This is a genomic window from Nonomuraea salmonea, assembly GCF_042428605.1.
Lineage (GTDB): Bacteria > Actinomycetota > Actinomycetes > Streptosporangiales > Streptosporangiaceae > Nonomuraea > Nonomuraea salmonea.
The window spans coordinates 179536-202309 of record NZ_JBHMCF010000040.1; the positions used below are offsets into that span (position 1 = coordinate 179536).

30 protein-coding genes and 1 tRNA gene are annotated in these 22774 nt (G+C 69.6%); 16 read left to right on the forward strand and 15 right to left on the reverse strand.

Annotation, left to right across the window (positions count from 1 at the left end; all coding sequences use genetic code 11):
* The first annotated feature begins 1 nt into the window (after position 1).
* Positions 2-265, forward strand: coding sequence for a hypothetical protein (locus ACFFR3_RS35775; protein WP_364368316.1), 264 nt, complete (start codon positions 2-4; stop codon positions 263-265).
* A gap of 68 nt (positions 266-333) precedes the next feature.
* Here ACFFR3_RS35775 and ACFFR3_RS35780 read toward each other — a convergent pair whose 3' ends face one another.
* Positions 334-915 carry an NADPH-dependent FMN reductase gene (locus tag ACFFR3_RS35780; RefSeq protein ID WP_364368319.1) on the reverse strand — a complete coding sequence of 194 codons (582 nt, stop codon included), beginning with the start codon at positions 913-915 and terminating at the stop codon, positions 334-336.
* A gap of 82 nt (positions 916-997) precedes the next feature.
* Between ACFFR3_RS35780 and ACFFR3_RS35785 the strand changes: the two genes are divergently transcribed.
* The 3 genes from ACFFR3_RS35785 (at position 998) to ACFFR3_RS35795 (ending at position 3054) form a co-directional block, all read left to right on the forward strand.
* A complete protein-coding gene (locus ACFFR3_RS35785; RefSeq protein WP_345393727.1) occupies positions 998-1336 on the forward strand; it encodes a winged helix-turn-helix transcriptional regulator in 339 nt (112 codons plus the stop codon).
* 26 nt (positions 1337-1362) lie between these two features.
* Entirely contained in the window at positions 1363-1821 is a 459-nt protein-coding gene (locus ACFFR3_RS35790; RefSeq protein WP_345393724.1) for a MarR family winged helix-turn-helix transcriptional regulator, read from the forward strand.
* Positions 1822-1920: 99 nt separating this feature from the next.
* A complete protein-coding gene (locus ACFFR3_RS35795) occupies positions 1921-3054 on the forward strand; it encodes an MFS transporter (RefSeq protein WP_345393721.1) in 1134 nt (377 codons plus the stop codon).
* Here the strand turns inward: ACFFR3_RS35795 and ACFFR3_RS35800 are convergent.
* Positions 3048-3485, reverse strand: a complete 438-nt coding sequence (locus tag ACFFR3_RS35800; RefSeq protein ID WP_379484584.1) for a hypothetical protein — start codon at positions 3483-3485, stop codon at positions 3048-3050. The genes ACFFR3_RS35795 and ACFFR3_RS35800 overlap by 7 nt on opposite strands.
* 183 nt (positions 3486-3668) lie before the next feature.
* On the opposite strand from ACFFR3_RS35800, the gene ACFFR3_RS35805 reads away from it, so the two are divergent.
* Entirely contained in the window at positions 3669-4796 is a 1128-nt protein-coding gene (locus ACFFR3_RS35805; protein ID WP_364368331.1) for a S1 family peptidase, read from the forward strand.
* Positions 4797-4852: 56 nt separating this feature from the next.
* On the opposite strand, the gene ACFFR3_RS35810 is transcribed toward ACFFR3_RS35805, so the two are convergent.
* Together ACFFR3_RS35810 and ACFFR3_RS35815 are read right to left on the reverse strand one after the other, a co-directional pair.
* Positions 4853-5509: a response regulator transcription factor gene (locus ACFFR3_RS35810; protein WP_345393709.1), complete on the reverse strand. Its 657-nt coding sequence runs from the start codon at positions 5507-5509 to the stop codon at positions 4853-4855.
* Positions 5506-6546, reverse strand: a complete 1041-nt coding sequence (locus ACFFR3_RS35815) for a sensor histidine kinase (protein WP_364368334.1) — start codon at positions 6544-6546, stop codon at positions 5506-5508. Before ACFFR3_RS35815 ends, ACFFR3_RS35810 begins: the two co-directional genes overlap by 4 nt.
* 128 nt (positions 6547-6674) lie before the next feature.
* Between ACFFR3_RS35815 and ACFFR3_RS35820 the strand changes: the two genes are divergently transcribed.
* Genes ACFFR3_RS35820 through ACFFR3_RS35835 form a run of 4 tightly spaced genes read left to right on the forward strand, consistent with a single transcriptional unit; the run spans position 6675 to position 9683 of the window.
* Entirely contained in the window at positions 6675-7988 is a 1314-nt protein-coding gene (locus tag ACFFR3_RS35820) for a DUF1349 domain-containing protein (RefSeq protein WP_379484585.1), read from the forward strand.
* Between the two features lie 22 nt (positions 7989-8010).
* Positions 8011-8391 carry a VOC family protein gene (locus ACFFR3_RS35825; protein ID WP_364368340.1) on the forward strand — a complete coding sequence of 127 codons (381 nt, stop codon included), beginning with the start codon at positions 8011-8013 and terminating at the stop codon, positions 8389-8391.
* A gap of 9 nt (positions 8392-8400) precedes the next feature.
* On the forward strand, positions 8401-9066 hold the full coding sequence (locus tag ACFFR3_RS35830) for a class I SAM-dependent methyltransferase (protein ID WP_379484586.1): 666 nt from the start codon (positions 8401-8403) through the stop codon (positions 9064-9066).
* Between the two features lie 53 nt (positions 9067-9119).
* Positions 9120-9683 (forward strand): dihydrofolate reductase family protein, encoded by a 564-nt coding sequence (locus tag ACFFR3_RS35835; RefSeq protein WP_379484587.1) that lies wholly within the window; start codon positions 9120-9122, stop codon positions 9681-9683.
* Position 9684: 1 nt separating this feature from the next.
* Here ACFFR3_RS35835 and ACFFR3_RS35840 read toward each other — a convergent pair whose 3' ends face one another.
* Complete coding sequence (locus ACFFR3_RS35840; protein ID WP_379484588.1) at positions 9685-10074, reverse strand: YybH family protein; 390 nt, start codon at positions 10072-10074, stop codon at positions 9685-9687.
* Between the two features lie 45 nt (positions 10075-10119).
* Between ACFFR3_RS35840 and ACFFR3_RS35845 the strand changes: the two genes are divergently transcribed.
* On the forward strand, positions 10120-10512 hold the full coding sequence (locus ACFFR3_RS35845; protein WP_364368352.1) for a winged helix-turn-helix transcriptional regulator: 393 nt from the start codon (positions 10120-10122) through the stop codon (positions 10510-10512).
* On the opposite strand, the gene ACFFR3_RS35850 is transcribed toward ACFFR3_RS35845, so the two are convergent.
* From ACFFR3_RS35850 to ACFFR3_RS35860, 3 genes are all read right to left on the reverse strand, one after another.
* Entirely contained in the window at positions 10509-11072 is a 564-nt protein-coding gene (locus ACFFR3_RS35850) for a hypothetical protein (RefSeq protein ID WP_379484589.1), read from the reverse strand. The genes ACFFR3_RS35845 and ACFFR3_RS35850 overlap by 4 nt on opposite strands.
* Positions 11073-11077: 5 nt before the next feature.
* Positions 11078-11356, reverse strand: coding sequence for a YxzC family protein (locus ACFFR3_RS35855; protein ID WP_345393682.1), 279 nt, complete (start codon positions 11354-11356; stop codon positions 11078-11080).
* Between the two features lie 142 nt (positions 11357-11498).
* On the reverse strand, positions 11499-12536 hold the full coding sequence (locus ACFFR3_RS35860) for a helix-turn-helix domain-containing protein (protein WP_364368358.1): 1038 nt from the start codon (positions 12534-12536) through the stop codon (positions 11499-11501).
* A 52-nt stretch (positions 12537-12588) separates the two neighbouring features.
* Here ACFFR3_RS35860 and ACFFR3_RS35865 point away from each other — a divergent pair, with 52 nt between their 5' ends.
* Both ACFFR3_RS35865 and ACFFR3_RS35870 read left to right on the forward strand, forming a co-directional pair.
* Positions 12589-12984, forward strand: coding sequence for a cupin domain-containing protein (locus ACFFR3_RS35865; RefSeq protein ID WP_345393676.1), 396 nt, complete (start codon positions 12589-12591; stop codon positions 12982-12984).
* Positions 12985-13212: 228 nt separating this feature from the next.
* Positions 13213-13674 (forward strand): hypothetical protein, encoded by a 462-nt coding sequence (locus ACFFR3_RS35870; protein ID WP_345393673.1) that lies wholly within the window; start codon positions 13213-13215, stop codon positions 13672-13674.
* Positions 13675-14256: 582 nt separating this feature from the next.
* Here the strand turns inward: ACFFR3_RS35870 and ACFFR3_RS35875 are convergent.
* Positions 14257-14346 (reverse strand) — tRNA-Ser (locus ACFFR3_RS35875).
* A gap of 229 nt (positions 14347-14575) precedes the next feature.
* Entirely contained in the window at positions 14576-15139 is a 564-nt protein-coding gene (locus ACFFR3_RS35880) for a YceI family protein (RefSeq protein WP_345393670.1), read from the reverse strand.
* Positions 15140-15246: 107 nt separating this feature from the next.
* On the opposite strand from ACFFR3_RS35880, the gene ACFFR3_RS35885 reads away from it, so the two are divergent.
* Complete coding sequence (locus tag ACFFR3_RS35885) at positions 15247-15804, forward strand: MarR family winged helix-turn-helix transcriptional regulator (protein ID WP_379484590.1); 558 nt, start codon at positions 15247-15249, stop codon at positions 15802-15804.
* Here ACFFR3_RS35885 and ACFFR3_RS35890 read toward each other — a convergent pair.
* Positions 15782-16270: a SigE family RNA polymerase sigma factor gene (locus ACFFR3_RS35890; protein ID WP_345393664.1), complete on the reverse strand. Its 489-nt coding sequence runs from the start codon at positions 16268-16270 to the stop codon at positions 15782-15784. The genes ACFFR3_RS35885 and ACFFR3_RS35890 overlap by 23 nt on opposite strands.
* Before the next feature lie 218 nt (positions 16271-16488).
* Between ACFFR3_RS35890 and ACFFR3_RS35895 the strand changes: the two genes are divergently transcribed.
* Both ACFFR3_RS35895 and ACFFR3_RS35900 read left to right on the forward strand, forming a co-directional pair.
* Positions 16489-17436 (forward strand): hypothetical protein, encoded by a 948-nt coding sequence (locus tag ACFFR3_RS35895; RefSeq protein ID WP_364368370.1) that lies wholly within the window; start codon positions 16489-16491, stop codon positions 17434-17436.
* A 5-nt stretch (positions 17437-17441) separates the two neighbouring features.
* Positions 17442-18233 (forward strand): MauE/DoxX family redox-associated membrane protein, encoded by a 792-nt coding sequence (locus tag ACFFR3_RS35900; protein ID WP_364368373.1) that lies wholly within the window; start codon positions 17442-17444, stop codon positions 18231-18233.
* A 103-nt stretch (positions 18234-18336) separates the two neighbouring features.
* Here the strand turns inward: ACFFR3_RS35900 and ACFFR3_RS35905 are convergent, their stop codons facing one another.
* Complete coding sequence (locus ACFFR3_RS35905) at positions 18337-19518, reverse strand: DUF8462 domain-containing protein (RefSeq protein ID WP_355416186.1); 1182 nt, start codon at positions 19516-19518, stop codon at positions 18337-18339.
* Between the two features lie 290 nt (positions 19519-19808).
* On the opposite strand from ACFFR3_RS35905, the gene ACFFR3_RS35910 reads away from it, so the two are divergent.
* A complete protein-coding gene (locus tag ACFFR3_RS35910; RefSeq protein WP_345393655.1) occupies positions 19809-20267 on the forward strand; it encodes a MaoC family dehydratase in 459 nt (152 codons plus the stop codon).
* Positions 20268-20271: 4 nt separating this feature from the next.
* Here the strand turns inward: ACFFR3_RS35910 and ACFFR3_RS35915 are convergent, their stop codons facing one another.
* From ACFFR3_RS35915 to ACFFR3_RS35925, 3 genes are read right to left on the reverse strand one after another with little or no spacing between them, the layout of a single operon-like run.
* Complete coding sequence (locus tag ACFFR3_RS35915; protein WP_364368377.1) at positions 20272-20532, reverse strand: hypothetical protein; 261 nt, start codon at positions 20530-20532, stop codon at positions 20272-20274.
* Positions 20529-22046, reverse strand: a complete 1518-nt coding sequence (locus ACFFR3_RS35920) for a radical SAM protein (RefSeq protein WP_364368380.1) — start codon at positions 22044-22046, stop codon at positions 20529-20531. Before ACFFR3_RS35920 ends, ACFFR3_RS35915 begins: the two co-directional genes overlap by 4 nt.
* Positions 22043-22774 (reverse strand): prolipoprotein diacylglyceryl transferase, encoded by a 732-nt coding sequence (locus tag ACFFR3_RS35925; protein ID WP_345393648.1) that lies wholly within the window; start codon positions 22772-22774, stop codon positions 22043-22045. The genes ACFFR3_RS35920 and ACFFR3_RS35925 overlap by 4 nt, the downstream gene beginning before the upstream one ends.

A 22774-nucleotide genomic window follows, 5' to 3' on the forward strand; every position in this document is an offset into this window, starting at 1 on the left:
CATGCCAAGCGATCCTGACCATGTGGTCGACGCCATCGACGGCGTCGTCGAGGAGTGGGAGACGCTGAGCGCCGACGCGATGCGCTGGGCGCCGCCCGAGAGCAAGAGCCCCGACCTCATGACCGAGGTGGGCGAGATCTTCGGGCCGCTCGTCAACGCCTTCACCACCGCGCTGCGCCCGCTCGGCGACGCCTTCGAGCGCGTGCTGACGTCCCTGGAGGAACAGGCCGATCGCCTCCCTGGCCCCGACCACCGCGACGACTGACCCCGATATCGGACCACCTACAGTCGGACCACCGCACAGACTGCCAGCGCCACGTCCGGCAGCGTGGCTCAGGCGTGGGCCTGCCGCATCGCCCGCAGCGGGCCGCTGAGCTTGGCCAGCTCGGCCAGCATGGCGTCGGCCCCCGCCTCCATCTCGGCGCTGGGCCGCAGCGTGCCGTCCTCGGTGAGGTGCTGCGGCACGAACGGGATGATCACGCCTTCCAGCACCGGCACCATCTTCATCGTGCTGACGACGTGGCGCAGGCCGGTGACGGCGCGGGTGCCGCCGGAGACGCCGCCGTAGCTGACGAAGCCGGCCGGCTTGTGCTGCCACTCGTGGTGGAGGTAGTCGAGGGCGTTCTTGATCGTGGCGGGGAAGCTGTGGTTGTACTCGGGGGTCACGAAGACGTACGCGTCGGCCCGCTCCACGGTGGCGCTCCACTCCTTGGTGTGGGCGTTGACGTATTGGCGCAGGCGGGGGTGGTGGGGCTCGTCCATGAACGGCAGCCCGACCTCCGCCAGATCGACCAGCTCCACGTCGAACAGGCCCGAGCCGGCGGCCGTGTCGCGGAACCAGTCGGCCACGGGACGACCGGCCCGACCTGGGCGGGTGCTGCCGACGATGACCTGAAGGACGGGGTTGACTTCCATGATGACTCCTGGTGAGGCGGAGGATGACTGCTCAACATTATTTAGCAGCTACATATTTCTTAGCAAACGGTACACTGGACCCATGAGTCCCTCGTCGGTGTGCACGCGCTTTCACATCGCCCTGGAGTTGATCGGCGCCCGCTGGTCGGGCGCGGTGATTCACATGATCTTCAAGGGCGCCCACCGGTACGCCGACCTCAAGGCGGCCATCCCCGGCATCAACGACACGATGCTGGCCAGGCGGCTGCGCGAGCTGGAGTCCGCCGGGCTGATCGAGCGCCGGGTGCTGCCCACCTCCCCCGTACGCGTCGAATACCACCTGACCGAAATGGGCAAGGAGCTGCGCCCGGTCGTGGACGAGCTGATCACGTGGGCGCACAAGTGGATCCCGCTGCCCGAGGACGAGGCCGCGTCCGCCTGAGGCGAGATCCTGTTACCTTGCCGACCGTGAGCGGATTGGGCACCCTGATGCGGCACGTGCACGAGCTGATGGACGGCGCCATCGCGGAGATCTACGCCGGCCACGGCCTGCCCGACTACCGCCCGCGCTTCTCCCCCGTCGTCCGCACGCTGGTCGCCGACGGCCCGATGACCATCGGCGCGCTGTCGAAGGCGATCGGCGTCAGCCACTCGGCGGCCAGCCAGACCGTGGTGCAGATGCGGCGGGCCGGATTCGTCACGCTGGAGAAGGGCTCCGACGCCCGCCACCGCATCGTCCATCTGACCGAGAAGGCCCGCGCCGCGCTGCCGCTGATCGAGGCCGAGTGGGCGGCGACCACGCGCGCCATGGCCGAGCTCGACGCCGAGCTGCCGGCCCCGCTCGCCCAGGTCATGGCGGCCACGTTGAAGGCTCTCGAACGCAGGCCCTTCCGCGAGCGGATCGGTGACCTAGAATCGTTCACATGACCTGGCGACATTGATGCATAACCCGAGACCCGCGCGGGGCGCGCGGTCCTCCGAGGCGACGAGCGCTCGGAGTGTCCGTTCGATCCCGTGGAAGGTCTCATGCTCGTCGCATCGTTGTACGCGTACGCGTTCCTCAGCGAATTCATCCTGCTTTATCCGGTATACGCGCTGCTGTTCACCGATACCGGTCTCTCCGTGGCCCAGGTCTCCAGCCTGTTCGCCATCTGGTCCCTGACGGGCCTGGTGCTGGAGATCCCGTCCGGCGCCTGGGCCGACGCCGTCTCGCGCCGCCTGCTGCTCGTCCTCGGCCCGCTGCTGACGGGGGCCGGCTTCGCCCTGTGGGTGGTGTTCCCGTCCTATTGGGCGTTCGCGGTGGGCTTCGTGCTCTGGGGCGCGGGCGAGACGCTGATCTCCGGCTCCTACGAGGCCCTCGCGTACGAGGAGCTCGAACGGCGTGACCAGGCCGGCCGCTACGCCACCGTCATCGGCCGGGCCACCGCGGCGAGCATGATCGCCACTGCTGCCGCCATGGCGGTGGCGGTGCCCGTGTTCGCGGCGGGCGGGCATCCCGCCGTGGCGGTGGCCAGCGTGCTGACCTGCCTCCTGTGCTCGGCCACGGCCCTGACGCTGCCCGAGCACCGCGTACGCCGGGTCGCGCCGTCCTACCTCGCCGTGCTGCGCGAGGGCATCGCCCAGACCAGGGCCGACCGGCGGGTCACGCACGCGGTGCTGCTGGTCGCCTTCGTGGCGGCGCTCTGGGGCGGCCTGGAGGAGTACATCCCCTACCTCGCGCTCGAAACAGGGGTGCCCGAGGCGGCGGTGCCGCTGCTGGTGCTGCTCGTCACGCTGGGCATCACCGCGGGCGGCCTGCTGGCCGGGCCCGCCGAGCGGCTGCCGCCCCGGGCGTACGGGCTGCTGCTGGGCCTCGCCGCGCTCGCCCTGGCGGCGGGGGCGCTCAGCCGGCACGTGGCGGGGTTCGTGCTGATCGCGCTGGCGTTCGGGGCGTTCCAGCTCGCCGGGGTGCTCGCCGACGTGCGGCTGCAGCAGCGCATCACCGGGCCCGCGCGGGCCACGGTGACCTCGGTCGCCGGGCTCGGCACGAGCGTGGTGACGCTGGGGCTCTATGGCGTGTACGGCGCGCTGTCGCCGTACGCGCTCAACGGGACGACGTTCGCGCTGCTGGCCCTGCCGTACGTGCTGATCGCCCTGCTCACCGCCCGCGCCCGTCAGTAGCGTGACGGGATGCGCTTGGGCAGCGGCGGCGGCGCCGGAGCCTGCTCCTCGACGAGGACCGGTTCCGGCCGCTCCGAGCCCCGCCAGCGCGCGGGGAAGATCGACGCGGCCAGCAGCACCGCCCCCGCGGGCAGCGACCAGGGGTCGATGAGGTCGAGGTACGCCTGCGCGTAGTCGGCCCGCACCTGCCCGGCCCACGGCGTACGGGCGAAGATCGCCGTACCGGCGAACGCCAGGCCGGGCACCAGCGAGGCGAGCGGCGAGATCCGCGACCCGCAGAGCGCGCCCACCAGCACCATGGCGGCGACGAGCGCGCCCGTGGCGAGCCAGTCAGGATCTTGACTCGCGGAGTAGAGAAAGCCCGCCGCGATCAGCGGCGTGGCCGGCAGTCCTGCGCCGGCGCCGAGCACGTGACGAACACCATTACGCACAGAGAACACCTCCAGCCACGGCACCCTATCCAGCCAGCAGGTCCTTCACCTTTAAGGCAGAAATCTCACCCTTGCCACCTATGACCGAAAAGGCGTCATAACACCGAAATAGTGTCCGTTTGGTATCTGAGCATGGGCCGCCGCAGCCGTTAACTTGACAGCACCCCCACCCGAGGAGTGCACATGTTGAGTAAGCGCTGCGCGCTGACGGGCGGCATCATCCTCGCCGTCTGCCTGGCCACCCCCATCAGCCCAGCATTAGCTGACCCAGCACCTCAATCCGCCTCCCCCTCCGCACCCCCCGAGATGATCGACGCTCTGGAGCGCGACCTCGGCCTGTCGGAAGCACAGGTCGTCACCCGCCTCAAGAACGAGGAGCGAGCCGCCGTCACCGAGAAGAACCTGTCCAGCGACCTGGGCGGCACGTTCGGCGGCGCCTGGCTGAACGACGACGCGAGCAAGCTGAACGTCGCCACCACCGACCCCGCCGCCGCCCCCGCCATCGAGGCGCAGGGCGCGCAGCCGGTCATGGTCAAGCGCTCGCTCGCGCAGCTCAACGGCATCATGCAGCAGCTCGACCAGGCCCCGGAGAAGGCCAAGGCCGGCGCGGCACTCTGGTACGTCGACGTCAAGACCAACACCGTCTCCGTCCAGGCGCCGACCGTCGAGGCCGCCGAGGCACTCGCCGACGCCGCGGGCGTCGACCGCAACGCCGTCACCGTGTCCGCGACGGCCGAGCAGCCCAAGCCGTACATCAACATCATCGGCGGCGCCGCCTACTACATCGGCTCCAGCCGCTGCAGCGTCGGCTTCGCCGTCACCCGCGGCAGCACACCGGGCTTCGTCACCGCGGGCCACTGCGGCCGGGCCGGCTCCCGCACGACGCAGCCCACCGGCACCTTCCAGGGCTCGTCGTTCCCGGGCAACGACTACGCGTGGGTCGCCGCCCCGAACAACACCGTCACCCCGTACGTGCGCGGCTCCGGCGGCGCCAACGTGACCGTGCGCGGCTCTACCCAGGCGGCCGTGGGCTCGTCCATCTGCCGCTCCGGCTCCACCACCGGCTGGCGCTGCGGCACCATCCAGCAGCACAACGCCAGCGTCCGCTACTCGCAGGGCACCGTCAGCGGCCTGACCAGGACCAGCGCGTGCGCCCAGCCCGGTGACTCCGGCGGCTCGTTCATCTCGGGCAGCCAGGCGCAGGGCATGACCTCCGGCGGGTCGGGCAACTGCAGCATCGGCGGCACGACGTACCACCAGCCGGTCAACGAGGCGCTGAGCGTGTACGGCCTCACGCTCCGCACCGGCTGACCCCTCCTTGCAGGACCCGCGCGGCGCGCCCCTCCCAGGGCGCGCCGCTTCGGCGTTCACGCGACGCGGTAGCCGACCCCGCGGACGGTCTCGATGATCGGCGGGTCGCCGAGCTTGCGGCGCAGCCGGCCCACGGTGACGATCACGGTGTTGGTGAAGCTGTCGGCGTTCTCGTCCCATACCTGTTCGAGCAGCAGTTCGGCGCTCAGGAAGCCGGGGCTGGCCCGCAGCAGCGCCTCCAGCACGGCGAACTCCTTCACCGACAGCTCCAGCCGCCGCCCGTCCCGCACGGCGGTCCTGCGTACCGGGTCGAGCGCGATGCCCGCCACCCGCAGCGTGCGGGGGCGCGCGTCCGGGCGGCGGCGGGCCAGCGCCTGGATGCGCAGGATCAGCTCGGGGAAGTGGAAGGGCTTGGCGAGGTAGTCGTCCGCGCCCAGCGCGAGGCCGCTGACCCGCTCGTCGGGCTCGCCGGCCGCGGTCAGCATCAGCACCATCGGCCGCTCCGACCGCTCGGTGACCATCTGGCACAGGACGTCGCCGTGCAGTCCCGGCAGGTCCCGGTCGAGGACCACGACGTGGTACGCGTTGACGTCCAGCTTGGCGGCCGCGGCGAGCCCGTCGTACGCGACGTCCACCGCCATCCCCTGGTCGCGCAGCCCTTCTGCGACGACCTCGGCGAGCGCGTCGTCGTCCTCGACCACCAGGACCCTCATGCCGGCAGCGTCACCGTCGCGCGCAGGCCGCCCGAGGGGCGGGCGAGCAGGTCGAGCCTGCCCCCGTGGGCCTCGGCGACGGCGGCCACGATCGACAGGCCCAGGCCCGACGAGCCGGTGCGTTCCCTGCCGAGGCGTTCGAAGGGGCGCGCCAATCTGTCCACCTCCCGCTGGTCGAGGACGGGGCCGCCGGTCTCGACGACCAGCGTTCGCCCGGTGCCGGTGATCTCGATGAAGCCGCCGTCCTCGTTGTGGCGTACCGCGTTGTCCACCAGGTTGTCCACCAGCCGGGCCAGCAGCTCGGGGTCGCCCGTCGTTGTCGTCCGCACGTCGGTCGTCACCGTCAGGTCTTTCACGTCCCTTTCCGCGAGTGCGGCCCGTACGAGGTCCGCGAGGTCGATGCTCTCGGCCTTCGCCAGCGCCCCGTGCTGGGCCCTGGCCAGCGCAAGGAAGCCGTTCACCAGGTGATCGACGCGGTCGAGCTGCCTTCTGAGGCGGGCGGCGAGCGCCACCGTCGAGGGGCCGGGGTCGGGCTTGGCCACCGCGACGTCGAGCGAGGCCCGCATGGTCGCGAGCGGTGTGCGCAGCTCGTGGGAGGCGTTGGCGACGAAGCGCCGCTGCGCGGTGAACGCCGCCTCCAGCCGTTCGAGCAGGCCGTCGATGGTGTCGGCCAGATCCTTGACCTCGTCGGCCGGGCCCGTGACGGCCAGCCGCCGGTCCAGGGTGTCGGAGGAGATGCGGCGGGTGGCGGCCGTGATGTCGCGCAACGGGCGCAGCACCCTTTTGGCCAGCATCCGGCCCACCAGCACCGAGACGACCGCCATCACCGCCATGGCCAGCATCGAGCCGATCAGCAGCCGCTGCGCCTGCTCGTCGTACGCCGCCGCCAGCCGCTCCTCCAACTCCCTGATGCGCTGGTCCGCGCTCTGCCCTGGCACGCCTCCCGCCGGGACGCTGACTTCCACGCCGCCGGACAGGAAGAAGGACAGGGTCAGCAGCGCGACGCCGGACAGGAGGAACACGGTGGCGTACAACATCGTGAACCGTGCGCCGACGGTCCCACTGCGCGGCCCGATCATCCTGCCAGCATGCCCTGCGGAACCTAACAGCAGCGTGACAGCACCGGTTCTGCTCGCGTTACGCGCCGCTTCGTAGAACCAACCCCATGATCCCTCTCCTCCGTCCTGGACGCCTGATCGCCCTGGCCCTCGCGGCCGCCGCCATCATCGTGCCCGGCCTGTCGCCCGCGTCCTGCTCCGGCTTCTGCCCCGACCCGATCGTCGCCGCGGACGGCACCGCCGTCAGCGACCGCTTCTGGTTCTTCCACCGGGAGCTGGGCCGCGAGGGCGCCATCACCGTCCGGCTCGCCGCGATGACCGGGACGATCACCTACCCGCCGCCGCGCCACGACCGGATCGTGTCCGGGCTGGTGCCGTGGGCCAAGACCGGGATCATCGTCAAGGACGGGCTGCGCCAGGGCTCCTCGTACGCCGCGCTCATGATGACCGGGCGGCACGGCCTCCGGTTCCAGCACGACTACCTGCACGACGCCGCCGTCCCAGGCACCGCGCGCTGGCTGCGCCTGACCCGGTCCGGCGACGTGATCACCGGCTACACCTCCGCCGACGGCGCCCGCTGGGACCGCGCCGCCTCGGCCACCCTCAAAGGGCTGCCGGAGACCGTACGGGTGGGGCTGTTCGCCGCCTCGCCCGGCGATCTCACCCTGCGCGAGACAGGGCTCGGCGGGACGATCGAGGAGGTCCGCTTCACACAGGCCGTCGGCGTCTTCGACCACGTCACCGTCGAAGGCTCCGCCGGCGGCTGGGGCAGCGATTCCGTCGGTTCCATGAACGAGACCGATTGGGAGAAGCACCACAACGCGTCCGGGGTCGTGTCGAAAGACGGCACCATCAAGATCAGCGGCACCGGTGACATCGGGCCGCTGCCCGAGGAGGGCGCCCGTGCCATCGAGAGCTCCCTGGTGGGACTGCCCCTCGCCCTCCTCATCCTGGTTGTGCTGGGCGCCCGCTCCGCGAAGACCGTCGCGACCGCCACGTTCGTCACCGGCCTGCTGGCGATCGGCACCGTCATCCTGGCGCAATCACCGGATTCGCTGCTCACCGCCTTTCGCGTGATCGTGGGCTGCTCTCTGGCGCTCGCGCTCTGCACGGTCATCGCCCACGGGCTGGGCCGCTTCCGCCTGCTCCTAGGGGTGGCCCTGATCGCGCTCCCCGCCATCCTGACGGCGTTCCCGCTGCTTCCTGACCCGGTCGCCGAGTGGCTGCTGCGGGTCACGCCGGCCGCCGGATTCGCCATCAAGCAGACGCTGGTCGAGTATCCGCAGGTGACGGCCCACTACGCGCCCTCGACGGGTTACCACCCGCTGCCGGGCTGGGCCGGGATGGCCGTCCTGGGGGCGTACGCACTGATCGTCATGCTGAGGCGCGATGAGTTTCGGTCTCCCGACAGGTCTGCATGACCGAGAGAAAGGACCTCCCGCCATGCAACGACCCGTACTCGGCAGTCTCCTCCTGTCCAGCACCGACCCGGAACGTCTCCGCACCTGGTACGCCACCGCCCTCGACCCGTCGGACAGCACCGAGGTCAACGGTTACCGGGTGCTGAAATTCGGCGATTTTTATCTATTTATCGACACCCGTCAGGACATCGCCGACAAGAACCCGGAGCCAGGGCGGGTCATCCTGAACTTCGACGTCCCCGACGCCCGCGCGGTCGCCGCCCGCATGGAGCAGGCCGGCACCCAGTGGCTCGCCGACCTGGAGGACCGCGACGGCAGCCTCTTCGCCACCGCCATCGACCCGGACGGCAACTACGTGCAGATCATCGAACTGAGCGAGGAACACCGCCAGGCGTCCTCGTAGGCTTCGACCATGGATTGGCTGACCTGGCACGACCAGTACGACGTCCCCGGCTCCTACCTGGCGCAGCGCTTACACGTCGTCCAAGAACGCATCCGCCTCGCACTCGACGCCTCCCCGCCCGGCCCGCTGCGGCTCATCAGCCTCTGCTCGGGCCAGGGCCGCGACGTGCTGGAGGTGCTCGCCGAGCACCCGCGCCGCGACGACGTCCGCGCCCGCCTGGTCGAACTGGACCCGCACAACACCGCGATCGCCTCGGAGGCGATCGCGTCGCACGGACTCGACCAGGTCGAGGTGCTGACGGCCGACGCCGCACTCACCGACCACTACCAGGACCTGACGCCCGCCGACATCGTCCTCGTCTGCGGCGTGTTCGGCAACATCACGGACGAGGACATAGAACGCACCATCGACACCTGCCCCCAGCTGTGCACCACCGACGGCGTGGTCATCTGGACCCGCCACCGCCAGGCTCCCGACCGGGTGCCGCTGATCTGCCGCTGGTTCGAGGAACGCGGCTTCGAACGCGAGTGGGTGTCACCCCCGGAGGCCGGCTTCGGCGTCGGCGTCCACCGCTTCACGTCGCAGCCCCGCCCCCTGCTGCCAGGCCGACGCATGTTCACCTTCATCGGCTACGACGAACTCCCCGATGACTTCCCGGCGGAAGAGCCGTCATAAGCACGAGCGACACCAAGGTCGCTCGACAACCGCGACCCCCGGGAGTCCCGATCATGCGGAAACTGATAGCGACGGTCTTCAACTACTCCCTCGACGGCCTGCTCGCCGACCAGGACACCGACTTCTGGAAGTTCTGCTTCAGCCTGCCGGAGAACAGCCGGCCCGACGACGAGGCCTACCTCGCGTTCCTGCGCGGCGCCTACGCCCACGTCATGGGCCGCACCACGTACGAGGGCACGTCCAAGGCCATGCTGACCTCCCCCGACCACCCGTTCTCCGACCTCCTGACCAGCGGCCGCAAGGTCGTCTTCTCCCGGACGATGCGGACGGCCGAGTGGGCCAACACCACCATCGCCGCCGGCGACACCACAGAGGAGATCGACAGGCTGCGGCAGGGCGGCGACGGCTACATCATCGTCTGGGGCGGCGTCCGCCTCTGGCACTCCCTCATGCAGCGGGACCTGCTCGACGAGCTGCGCGTGAGCATGTTCCCGTATGTCGCCGGTGAGGGCACCCGCCTCTTCGACGGCGTCCCGAAGTCGTACGAGCTGGAGCTGATCTCCAGCGCCCCGTCCAGCAGCGGGATCGTCGAGCTGCGGTACCGCCGCCCCCGCTGACTCAGGAGGCCACTGATTCAGGGGCTGCTCCGAAGGGGTTGTCGACGACGTAACGCCACCTCCCGTCGGGCCCCCTCCTGGCGACGTCCGTGGCGGTCCCCTCGATGTGCACGGGGCGGCCGTCACGGTCGGTGCCGTCGATGACCCAGTCGACGATCAGCAACGCGACGTCGCCCGTGGCGTAGACGTGCCGCGGCCGAACCGTGATCGGCACCCCGAGCCCCTGGAACCGGGCGTTGGCGTCGTACGCCTCCCGCCCGGTCAGCGGCGCCCCCGGCTCCGGCACGAACACCGCCCCGCTCTCGTAGATTTGAGCCACCTTCTCCGGATCCCCGCTGTTGAACAACTCGGCGAAAACGAGAGGCACGTCCTCGGGACGTTCGGCAAGCATCACCATGTCCTTTCCGTAGACGCGGCAACGCTAGGAGGCGCCCTCGTGACTCACCAAACAGTCAGTCACCCGGCCCGGCCGGGCCTGCCCGACGACCCGCGGGCCAACGTCCCGGCCCCCACCCCGTCCTGCCCCGTGGAGATCACCCTCGCGGCCCTGCACGGCCGCTGGACGACCCTGGTGATCCGGGAATTCCTGAAAGGCGACCACACCTTCTCAGAACTCCGCGAAGCCCTTCCGGATCTGTCGGACAAGGTGCTCTCTGACCGCTTGGCACACCTGACGAACGCCGGCATCCTCACCCGCCACCGCGAGCCAGGCTGGCCACCCCGCGTCCACTACACCCTCACCCCCCACGGCCGCAGCCTCGGCCCCGTCCTGCAAGCCCTCTGGGACTGGGGCTCAACCGCTCCGACGAGGCACCCCGAGGACGGCTAGGAAGCCATCGGCACGGGCGGCACGACCTGGACGATGCGCGCACTCCCAGCGGCCACCCTCGTCTCATGCATCGTGACCACATCCCCCGGCACGAGATGTCCCCAATACTCAGGAGTCAACGGGACCAACCGCACCCGCGCACATCTTCCCGGCTCCAGCGCAACACGCCCCTCCACCCAAAGACCGGCGATGGCGAACTCTCCCGTGGGCAGACCGATGTCCCACATGGGCCGGAGAAGCCTGCCGGGCGGGATCGCCGTCGCACGCCCTCCATCGTGCAAGGAAAGCTCAGCAAGGAAGGCACCCGCGGACGCCTCGCTCCGCCGCCACTCGTACCAGACCACATCCGATTCGAGCCACAGCAGGCGGGCGACATCCGCCAGCAGCGTCCAGAACGCAGGCGGGCACGGCTGCACATCACCCAGCTCCTGGAGAAGGACGAGCGCCATCTCCCACTCATCATGCGCCACGTAACCGACGACGTCAGCGCCGAACTCAGTCCGTACGTCGGCGGAACACAGCCGTGCGGCCTTCAAGAGAAGATTTGCGGGGTCAGGCACAGCGTTCAATCGCGGCGGCGTTCAACCCGGGCCCGCCTACGAAACTCATCGAGCCACCCGGCAATCTGTTCGTCGTCGTGGAAGTAATCCTCATCTGGGCCGGAACGCAAGTCGACGCCGCAGAGATGCATCAACGCCTCCCACACCGGCTCATCGTGCCCCTCGACCATGTCGGCGGCCACGAACTGCGCCGCCCACCGATCCACTTCCTCCCGAGTCATGTCGCCCCGGAGCAGCCCTTCGAAATGGGCTTCGACCTCCGCGCGCGTCGGTAACGCCACCATGGCCCGCATGCTTGCACGCCCTCACAGGCAGAATCACCCGGTTCTCGCGACGAATGCGTACTCCCCACCGACCTCGCCGAGGCTCGCACTCCACCCACCGCACCCCGTCGTAGAGGTAGGCACCGAAGAACCCCATCAGTTCTCATCCCCCTGTTGGCGGGCGCATCTTTTCCTGGCCGATCTTGGCACGGTCGATCCCCGGCCCGAATCGACGCCGGTACTCCAACGGAGTGAGCCCGATCTTGCGACGCATCAGCGCACGCAGATTGGCGGCGGTGCCCAGCCCGCTCTGCCGCGCGACCGTCTCGAAGCGTGGCTCGCCCCGCTCGATCAACCGGCAGGCCAGGGCGAGTCGCTCGCCGGTCAGCCACGCCAGCGGTGTGGTGCCCATCTGTACGTGGAAGCGGCGGTGCAGGGTGGCCGGACTGACCGAGGCGCGCGCCGCGAGGTCGGACACCGTGAGCGGGGCGTCCAGACGCTCCTGGGCCCAGGCGAGGATGGGCGCCAGGGACTCGTCCGGCACCTTGGGCACGGGCCGCTCCACGAACTGCCGTTGCCCGCCGTCGCGGTGGGCGGCGAAGACGAGCCGCCGGCTCACGGAGTTGGCGACTTCCGCGCCGTGATCGCGGCGGACGATGTGCAGGCCGAGGTCGAGCGCGGCTGCGCTGCCCGCGGCCGTGAGGATGTCGCCGTCGTCCACGAACAACACGTCTGTTTCGAGCCGGACGGAAGGGAAGCGGGCCCGGAAGGAGTCCGCCCACTGCCAGTGTGCGGTGGCCTGGCGCCCGTCGAGGACCCCTGCCTCGGCCAGGGTGAAAGCACCGCTGCAGAAGCCGACCAGGCGAACGCCGCGGGCATGCGCCCGCCGGATGGCATCGAGCACGGCGGCTCTGCGGGGCACCTCGACGTCGGGACGGTTCGGGACGATCAACGTATCCGCCGATTCGGCCGCTTCCAGGCCGGCGACGCCCGTGAGCGTGAAAAACCCGTCCCTCATCAGGGTGCGCGGCTCGGGGGAGCACAGGCGAAAGTCGTAGAGATCGCGTCCGAGCTCGGGCCTGCGCAGGCCGAAGACCTCGGTCGCGCAGCCCAGCTCGAACGGGTTGGAGTTCTCGTCCACGATCACGACGACCCGGTGCAACCCGGCGGCATGGTCAACGTGCGAGGATCCTTGCGTCATATGCTATTCCTAGCACTCACGCAGAGCGCGCTCGCTGGACCAGCATGGATGCGTGAGCATCGAACCCATCGCCCTCAGTGAGGCCCTCGCCTCCTTCGACGCCCTGTGGAGCCCGCGCATCGTCACGCGCGTCAACGACTACGACGCACGCGTCGCCAAGGTCGAGGGCGAGCACATCTGGCACGTCCATGACGACACTGACGAGTTCTTCCTGGTTCTCGATGGAGAACTGCACATCTCCCTGCGCGAGCCCGACGGGGAGCGCACGGTCCGGCTCCCCACGGGCGCGGTCTTCACCGTCCCCCGTGGTACGGAGCACAAGCCGTCCGCGCCCGCCGGAGCCGCGATCCTCATGTTCGAGCCCACTGGGACACCGACGGTCGGCGACCGCCACGCCGAGATCCCCGACCACATCGACGCGACGACAGGACACGCACTCGACTCCTGAGGACGTCCCTCAAGATCACAAAGGCCCTCTTCTCCAAGTACGGGAGAGGGCCTTTCACGTGCGGAGGATGAGGGACTCCCTCGATGGGCGGCGGCGAACCCACAGCGATCAAAAGGGAGCCCACGAGGCGGCGGTCAGGACCATACGATCATGCTGTGTCCGAGTTCTCGACTCCTCGCCGTGAGATCGGCTTGGCTCCGGCGGCCTGCACTGGGAACGGGAGTGACGATGAGCAGTCTTCTCAGCGCGCTCACGGGCGAGGTGACGCCCGATTTCAGAGTCTTCGTCGTCGCCGGCGTCCTCGACGGCCAAACAGTGGGCTCGGCGGTCGAAGGAGAAAGGGAACCACCGGCCGGCAGGATCGCAGCCGGGCACGACGGGCTCATCATCCGAACGGCATACCGTCCCTACTGGGAGATGGTCCACAACCGGTTCGAGCGGTGGGATGGGCCGCCACCTGTTGATGACTGGGAAGAGCTTTGGACCGGCCGGCTCACACTGACATCCGGACTGATCGGCGCCGAAGCTTGGGCGGCTGAATCTTCGCACGATATGGAGTTCGACCTTGGGCAAGGCGATACCACCTGGTCCACACGGGTAGCCACCAAGGTCCTTCGGACCGAACACGAGCCCGACTTCCCTGACGCAATCGCTCGGATCGAGCTCTACAAGATCCAATTCTGGACCTGAACACTCTGGGGATCGCCCTTGAGACAACCACAAACCATTAGATTGGCTGTGGCGCGCCATCTGAGGGCGAACGCAGGAGAGCGGTCGCTGTGGGAGAACCCGCGGACCCCGTCGGGAGCCGGACCGTGGTGGAACGAGGAAGACATGAGTCGATATTTCAAGGTCGGCGAACAAGTCCTCTGGAACCCCTCCAACGGAGTCGCCGGCCTCTTCATACGGGGATGTACAGGTGAGCGAGCAATCCGCATGCCCGCCACGAGGTCGGCCAGGCGATGTGGAGCGATGGGCGGCCCTTTCGGCGCAGCACGCTCGGGCAATGCCACGCTGAGATTTCCACCGGACCTGCCCAGCGGTTCAGCTCGGATCGTGCCGCTCCTGGCTCGCCACGGGCTGAACCGGCTCGCCTCCCATCGAGCGGACTGAGGACTGGAAGGTCGGGCAGGCCATCCTCAAGCAGGCCGGCGCCAGGAACGTCCGGGTCCACGACGCCCGGCACACCGCCGCGACCCAAACTGCAACCCTGATGCCCGCAGAGATCAAAAAGGCCCTTCCCCGATCACTCGGGGAAGGGCCTCTCATCTGCGGAGGATCGGGGATTTGAACCCCGGATGGCCGGTAAGACCAAACCGCATTAGCAGTGCGGCGCCATAGACCTGACTAGGCGAATCCTCCTGGGAGCCAGTGCGGCTCAGCACAGCGTACCGGCCTTCTGGCGAGGCGGCAAAGCGATTGGTTCGTGGGCCGCCTCGGCGAGTTATCAACAGGCTGTGGGTAACTGCCTGTGGATGAAGCCCGCCCGAGTTGGGGCGGGCTTCAGGGGCTGTGGATAACTGAGTTTTCCACAGGAGGTCCCAGGCGTTCCGGATCTGTCGGTCATGCCAGGGCCCACAAAAACGACGGGTCAGGCGGCCGGGTTGGCCTCGCCCTCGATCTCGATCTTGACCTTCTTGCCCACCAGCACGCCACCGGTCTCCAGCGCCTGGTTCCAGGTCAGGCCGAAGTCCTCGCGGTCGAACTCCGTGGTGATCGAGAAGCCCCACACAGCCTGGCCCCACGGGTTGGTGCCGGCGCCGCCGTACTCGACCGTGAGCTCGACCTCGCGCGTGACGTCGCGGATGGTGAGGTCGCCGACGACGGTGAACTCGTCGCCCGAGTGGCCGGTCACGCGGGTGCTCTTGAACGTGATGGCCGGGAACTTCTCCGCCGACAGGAAGTCGTCGCTGCGCAGGTGGCCGTCACGGTCGGGCATGCCCGTGTCGATGCTGGCGGTCTCGATGGTGAGCTCGGCGGACGACTCGAGCGGGTTCTCGGCGATCGTGACCGAGCCGCTGAACGTGCCGAAGTGGCCGCGGACCTTGCTGACCATCATGTGCTTGACGACGAAGCCGACGTTCGTGTGCGCTGCGTCAATGGTGTACGCCCCGGCGGCGGGGATGGTCAGGGACTCCCAGGTACGGGTGGACATCGGGGTTCTCCTTGGAAGGACGGTTGTTACGTGGATGTCTGCGGCAACAACTTTCTACCCGAGGAATATTCCTTCCGTCAACTATCGTCGGCTAAGGTATGAATGTGATGAACGTGGACGACCCCCGGGTGACGGCGATCGGACTCCTGCACGAGGTGCACGCGGGCTTGATGGACCGCTTCGCGCCGGCACTCAACGCCGCGGGGTTGTCGGACGTCGATTTCGAGGCGCTCATCCGCTTGGCACGTTCCCCTAGCCGTCGCCTGCGCATGAGCGACCTGGCCGCCCAGACGGGATTGTCCACCAGCGGGGTGACCAGGGTCGTCGACCGGCTCGAACGCGAGGGCCTGGTCCGCAGGGAGGCCTGCTCCGCCGACCGCAGGGCCTCCTACGCCGCCCTCACCGTCGAGGGCCACGACCGGCTGGAGCTCGTGCTGCCCAAGCACGTACAGGACATCGAAGACCTGTTCACCGGCCAGCTCGAAAAGGACGAGCTGGAGGCGTTCCTGGCGAGCCTGCGCAAGATCCGGCAGGTGGTCCGCCCCTGCGCCACCGCCGGGGCCGCCGGGGCCGCCGGGGCCGCCGGGGCCGCCGGGGCCGCCGGGGCCGCCGGCGCCGGCGCCGGCGCCGGCGCCGCCGACCCTAGCCTGCCAGCGCGTTCCTGAGCTTGGCCATCGCCCGCGAGACCGTGCTTTTGACCGTTCCCACGCTGATCCCGAGCGTCTTGGCGATCTCGGGCTCGGTCATGTCCTCGTAGTAGCGCAGCACGATCGCGGCGCGCATGCGTTCGGGCAGCTCGCGCAGCGCCTGTTCGAGCGCCTCGTGCACCTCGCCGACCGGCTCGTGGTGGTGGTGCACGACCTCCGGCAGGTCGTCGGACGGGTACTCCTCCACCTTGCGCCGCCGCCACTGCGAGATGTTGATGTTGACCATGGCCCGCCGTACGTATCCGTCCAGCGCCCCGCGGTCCTCGATGCGGTGCCAGGCCAGGTACGTCTTGGTGAGCGCGCTCTGCAACAGGTCCTCCGCGTCGAGCGGGTGCCCGGTGAGCTGATGCGCCTGGCGCAGCAGCGCGGGACCGCGCGCCCTGACGTACTCGCGGAACTCGTCTTCCCAGCCGGTGGTCTGCATCGTGGCCAGAATCGCAGCCTGATGCCCATTTGTGCCCGAACCGCAATTCAGGTTTCGGCCCACCGCAGACAAAGGTAGGTCAAGGTTGGTGGCGGTTTGTACGACGCCGTAGGTGAAGGCACTTCCCCAGGGATGCGGATTTTGCTCTCATCCCCGCCGCCACGGCGTGATCAGCCTCTGAGTCGTGTGACCCTAGTACCCGAGGCGAGGGAGGGCTGATGGGCTATCCGAGCGTTGAGCGTCGCAGGGTGCTCGCCGCGGCGGCGCTCGGCCGCGAGGGGGGCGTTCCCGGCCCCGACGCGGGCACCGGCGAGCCGCTGCGGGCCGTGGCCGGCGAGGTGCTCGACGTCAGCCCGCACCTGATCACCATCGAGACCCCGGGCGGCGCCGAGGAGCGCCTCGTGATCGCGCCCTGGGCCACCGCGTGGCACGGCTCCGAGGTGGCGCCCGCCGACCTGCCCGTGGGCTGCATGGTGCTCATGCGGGCCATGCGCGAGGGCCGGGTGGTCGATCGCATCTGGGCCGACACCACCCGCATCACCGGAACGATCCTGTCCATTCAGGGCCGCCGTGACCTGACCGTCGAGCTCGACTGCGGCCCGCACCGCGGCCACCGTACGGTCGTCATCCCCTACCGCGCCTCAGGCCGCCTCCAGGTGCGCCATCCGCTGTTCGAACCCGGCTACCTGTTCGACGCGATCGGCATCCGGCAGGACGGCGCCGGTCTCGCGCTGCTGCCCGCCACCTCGCAGCCGCCCTACCCGGCGCGGACGGTGCCGCCTCCGCCGCCGGCGTACGCGGGCGCCCAGTCCCGCATCGCGGGCACGGCCACCTGGTCCGACACGTTCGACGAGGAAGAGCGCGGCGCGGCGTACCCCATGTTGGAGCGCGCCGACACCGGCTGCCCGCAGGCGGGGGTGTCGTGCGCGGGCCTGCCGTACCTCGCGCTCGGCTCGCTGCTGCAGGTGCGCAACGTGTGCACGAGCCGCTCGGCCAACGTGCCCGTGGTGGCGTGCGGGTGCGTGGCGGGGCGGTTCTGCGACCGGTGCGTCGAGTGCGACACCTCCCCGCGCGGGCGGATCGCGGAGCTCTCACCCTCCTCGTACGTCGAACTCGGCGGCGAGCTCATCAAAGGGTGCTTCAATGCGCAGATCGGATTGGGGTGACGTTCGTGCTTGAATCACAGCTCCCGCTCCTGATCGTCATGCTCGCCCTCGGCACGGTGGCGAAGGTGGGCACGGTGACCTCCGGGGGTGAGCCGGGTTCGCTGTCGAGGCTCGGGCCCGCGGTGCTGGTGCCGGGGCGCATGCAGGCTCCCGCGCTGCTGGTGTGCGCGGCGGCCGAGCTGGCGCTGGCCACGGGGCTGCTGGTGACGACGCATCCGCTGTTCCGGTGGGGCACGGTGGCGTTCTTCGCGCTGTCCACGTACGTGCTGCTGGAGCTGCGCAGGCGGCGGCCCGACGCGGGCTGCGGCTGCTTCGGCGAGGTGAGCTCGGCCCCGGTCGGGCTGCGCTCGATCGGCCGCACGGTGGTGCTGACCGGCATGGCGGTGCTGTCGGTGTGGGCGCCGGTGCCCGGCTGGGTGTCGGTGTTCCATCTGTCGTGGTACGCCGCCGCCGGCGTGGCCCTGCTCGTGCTGCTGTCGCCCGAGGTGGAGGAGCTGATCGACCGCGTACGCTTCCGCGCCCCCTGCGAGCAGCGCCGCGGCCCGGCAGAGTCGGTCACCCTGTCGCGGCTCAGGTCGAGTGGCGTCTGGCGGGCGAGCCGGGCGGAGCTGGTGTCGGCGCAGCCGTACGACAGCTGGCGGGAGCTGTGCTGGCGCTTCTTCGCCTTCCGCAACAACGACGGCGACGACGTGGTCTTCGCGGTCTACCTCAGCGGGCGGCGCCCGGCGGTGCGGATGGCCGTGGTCAGCGCGCAGGACAGCGAGCCTCTCGCGGAATATACGCCAGTATCGGCCTGACGCTAGACAGCGTTAGATTTCGCTCGACAGGCATGGCGATATAGCTCTATTGGGCTGTCTAGCTTCCCCACTAGACAGCCCAATAGAGGTCTAGGGGCGTCGCTCAGATGGGCTGAGCACGCAGGAACTTGCCGAAGTGCGGCACCGTGAACGCGATCTGGCCGCGCTCGGCGCTGTAGATGAGCCCTTTCTTGATGAGGCTGTCGCGGGCCGGCGAGAGGCTGGACGGCTTGCGCCCGAGCGCGTCGGCCACCTCGGCGGTGGCCACTGGCTCGTCGCCGATCTGCGCCATGGCGTGCATGTAGTCGCGCTCGGCCGGGGTGGCGCGCTCGTAGCGGCTGCCGAAGAAGCCGACCGCGAGCTCTTCCTCGGCCTCGGGCGCGGAGACCTTCACGTCTTCGAGGGTGATGGGGCTGCGCGGCGCGAGGTCCCAGGCGACCTTGCCGTAGGCCTGCACGAAGTAGGGATAACCGTCGGCGGCCTCGTAGAGGGCGTCGAGCGCCTCCTGGGTGAACTCCACCTCCTCCTCGCGGGCCGGCAGGATCAGCGCCAGGTCGGCCGCCTCGCGGTCGAGCTTGTCGATGCGCGCGTAGCGGAAGAGCCGCTCGGAGTAGCTCTTGCTCGCCGACAGCACGCTGGGCAGGTGCGGCAGCCCGGCGCCCACCACGATCAGCGGCCCGCCCGACTGTGACAGCTCGTGGCAGGCCGCGCAGAGCGCGGAGACGTCGGCGGGCTGCACGTCCTGCATCTCGTCGATGAACAGCGCGATGCCCACCCCCAGGTCGGTGGCCACGCTCGCCGCGTCGACGAAAAGCTCGGTGAGGTCGATCTCCAGGTCGCCGGAGTCGGCGCGCCCGCGGCTGGCGGGCACCTCGATGCCGGGCGACCAGTGGGAGGTGCCCTTGGCCGCGGACGGGTCGCGCATCGCGAACGCCTTGAGCACGCCGAGGAACTCCTCGATGCGCTCGGGCGCGCGGTGACGCGGAGCCAGCTCGCGGATGGCCATGTGGAGGGCGGCGGCCACCGGCCGCCTGATCGACTGGTCGGGCCGGGCCTCGATCTTGCCCGTGCCCCACAGCCGCTGCATGGCCATGGACTTGAACGTGTTGAGCAGGACGGTCTTGCCCACTCCCCGCAGGCCGGTCACGACCATGCTGCGCTCGGGACGGCCGCGGGCCACCCGCTCCAGCACGACCTCGAACTGCTGAAGCTCGCGATCGCGCCCGGCGAGCTCCGGCGGGCGCTGCCCGGCGCCGGGAGCATAGGGGTTTCGCACAGGGTCCACGCTCTCGGACTTTATTGCCGGATATAGCGGCCGTCTTAGATTTGGGAAGAAAGTGCTACGGCGTGTCCGAGCAGGGGCGGGCGCGAGCACCGTCATCGGACACACCCCCTCTCACCAGGCCGAACCTCTGTTCGATTGCGGTACCTAGAACTGTAGCGCGGACTCGAACACCTATGCGATGGTTTCGAGTAAAGATCTTGGGAACACCAGGAGCCCCCGGTCGTCCTCGGCGCGTCGCGCGCCCGCGAGAAGTTGGCAGCCGTCCCGCCCTGGCAATAGCGTTCGTGGCCATGCGGACCTTCGCGAACGTACAGGAACTCAAGGCGGCCGTCGGCGAGACGTTCGGCCCCACCGAGTGGCGCACCATCACCCAGGAGCAGGTCAACACCTTCGCCGACGCCACCGACGACCACCAGTGGATCCACGTCGACGTGGAGCGGGCCAAGGAGGGGCCGTTCGGCGGCACGATCGCCCACGGCTACCTGACGCTGTCGCTGCTGCCGTCGTTCATGTTCTCGCTGGTCAAGGTCGAGGGCATCGCCATGGGTGTCAACTTCGGGCTCAACAAGGTGCGCTTCCCCAGGCCGGTGCCGGTGGGCGCGCGGGTGCGCGCGGTCGCCGAGCTGACCGACGTCAAGGGCACCCCGGCCGGCCACCTGTCCAACCTGAAGATGACGATCGAGATCGAGGGCGAGAAGCGGCCGGCCTGCGTCGCCGAGACCCTCAGCCTCTACGTTCCCGCCGAGTGACCGCTCAGAGCAGTCCCGCGACGATCGCGGCCAGCGCGGCCAGGCCGATGAGCCCGAGGTAGGCCAGCACGAGCCGGGTGTCCCGGAGGACGCACTTGCTCCTGGACAGCCCCGCTCGCCTGGCCCGCCAATAACCGGCGAACCCGAGCACCGCGAACCCCAGCACCGCCCACGGCCCGAGCAGCCAGGCGAGCAGCGCGACCGTCGCGTACACGCACAGGCGCAGCGGATCGTACGGCTGCGCCCCTCCGCTCTGCCGGGTCACCGCGCCACCGCCGAGAGCCGCTGGCGCGACAGCTGCGGCCACGCCTGCACCGCGCAGAACGGCGCGCACTGGTCCTGCTCGGCGCGCGTCCCCACGTGCACGCAGCACTGCGTGAGCCGTTCCTCGATCATCGTCGACAGGTCCATGAACGGCTTGACCGTGATCCGCACCACCCGCTCGCCCAGCATCCTGCGCAGCTTCTTCCGCCTGCCCGGCAGCGCCGACGAGGCCAGCGTGAGCAGGGTGGAGACGCCGAGGTCGCAGTTCTCGCAGATGGTCCGCCACACGTCGCCGATCTGCGGATGCGACAGCGACGACTGCTCCGACAGCAGCCCGAGCAGCGACTCCTGAACGGCCATGCGCAGCTCGCGCGGGATCTCGGTGTCGGCGATGCGGTTGGAGACCAGGCCGAGGTTCGCCTTGAGCCGGTCGTGGCCGATCAACGCCGTCAGCGAACGCCACTGCTTCGCGTCGTCGCGGATCAGGTAGCCGACCGAGCAGCAGTGGGGGTGCGAGCAGGGCAGCGCGGTCAGGTCGCGCCACGTCACGAGCCCGTCGGTCTGCGGGCCGAGGCGCTTGAGCACGCCGGTGTGGGTGAGGCGGTCGTTCGGGTCGATGACGCCCGACCTGCCGGAGCCGAACTGGGGTTGCAGCGAGACGCCCCCGACGTACGGGGTGTCCAGGGCCAGGCGTACGACGTCGCCGATCTCCCCGTCGTTCACCCCGAGCGCGGCGGTCATGACCAGCGTGGTGAAGATCTCGCGCTCCGACAGCCGGCGTACGGCGTCCGCCTTGATCCTCGTCAGGTCGCCGCCGCGATGGTGCCTGGACGCCTCGGCCGACGTGCCGTCGTACTGGAGGTAGACCTCCACCCGTTCCCTGTGCTCGGTGAGCAGGTCGAGCAGGGAGTCGTCCTTGGCGATGAGCACGCCGTTGGTGTTGATGAGGATGCGGGTGACCGGGCGGGCGGTCAGCTCGGCGAGCAGGGTCTTGAGCTCGGGGTGCAGCGTGGGCTCGCCGCCGCTGAGCATGAGGACGTCGAGCTTGCCGTTCTCGCGCTGGAGCCGCTGGTCGACGTTGGCGAGCACGTCCGCGACCGGGACGACGCCGCTCAGGTCGGGTGAGCTGTCGGCGAAGCAGGTGGGGCAGCGCAGGTTGCAGGTCTCGGCGATGTCCTCCAGGAGGATGCAGGTGTGCTGGGTCTGCATCTCGGGGAGGCCGTGGAGGTAGGCGGAGGGGATGGGCCTGAAGTTTCCCGACATGTCGGGAACGTGCTGCTTTGTGGGGGCGGTCCATTCCTCCAGGTACGCGAGGATCTCCGGGTCCTCGTCGTACAGCGTGCTGATCAACCCGTGCTCGCGGCAGCCGCGTTCGAGCCAGACCCGGCCGTCCCGCTCGGCCAGATAGCCGCTCAGCCGCTCGACCTCCTCCAGGTCGCGGCCATGGCATTTCGGGCAGAACGCGTTCACGTACCGCAGGATCCGGTCGCCCCGCAGCCCCATCCCAGCACTCATGTCATGACCTTCCGCTCGAAAAGGGCATCGTAGTAACCGCGCCGCCACCCGTACGCGAGCCGCACCCCGAGCAGCACCAGCCCCGGCAGCAGGAACCACTGGGGTCTGGTGAGGTCGAGCCACACCGTCTCGTTCGCCCTCGTGAACTCGACCAGGAAGCGGAAGGCCGCGTACCCCGCCAGGTAGAGCGTGAACAGCTCCCCCGGCTGCGTCATCCGCTCACGCGCCCAGCGCAACGCCACGAACGCGGCGAGCTGGAAGATGATCTCGTAGACGAACGACGGATGCATGGCCTCGCCGGTCAGGCATCCCGGGCATTCCGGGGTGGTCGGCGGCGCGTGCACGCCCCACGGCAGGTCCGTGGGGCGTCCCGGCGCCTCGGTCAGGTGGCAGCCGATGCGGCCCACCGCCATGCCGAGCGCCACCGCGGGGGCGAACAGGTCGCCCGTGCGCTCCTTGTAGCCGATGACCCGCTTGGCGATCAGCACGCCGACGTACGCGCCGGTCAGGCCGCCCAGGATGCTGCGCGAGCCGTACAGCCAGAGGTCCTTGAGGTCCAGCGTCTCCATCCAGCCCGCCAGCCGCATCCCGATCGCCCCGCCGACCAGGGCGCCGGCCACCGCGACCAGCGACTGCTCGTTCAGCGCGCCCCTGCCCCGCGCCTCCCTGACGAACACGACCGCGGCCACCAGCACGCCGAGGCCGACGAAGATCTCGTGGTACGGCAT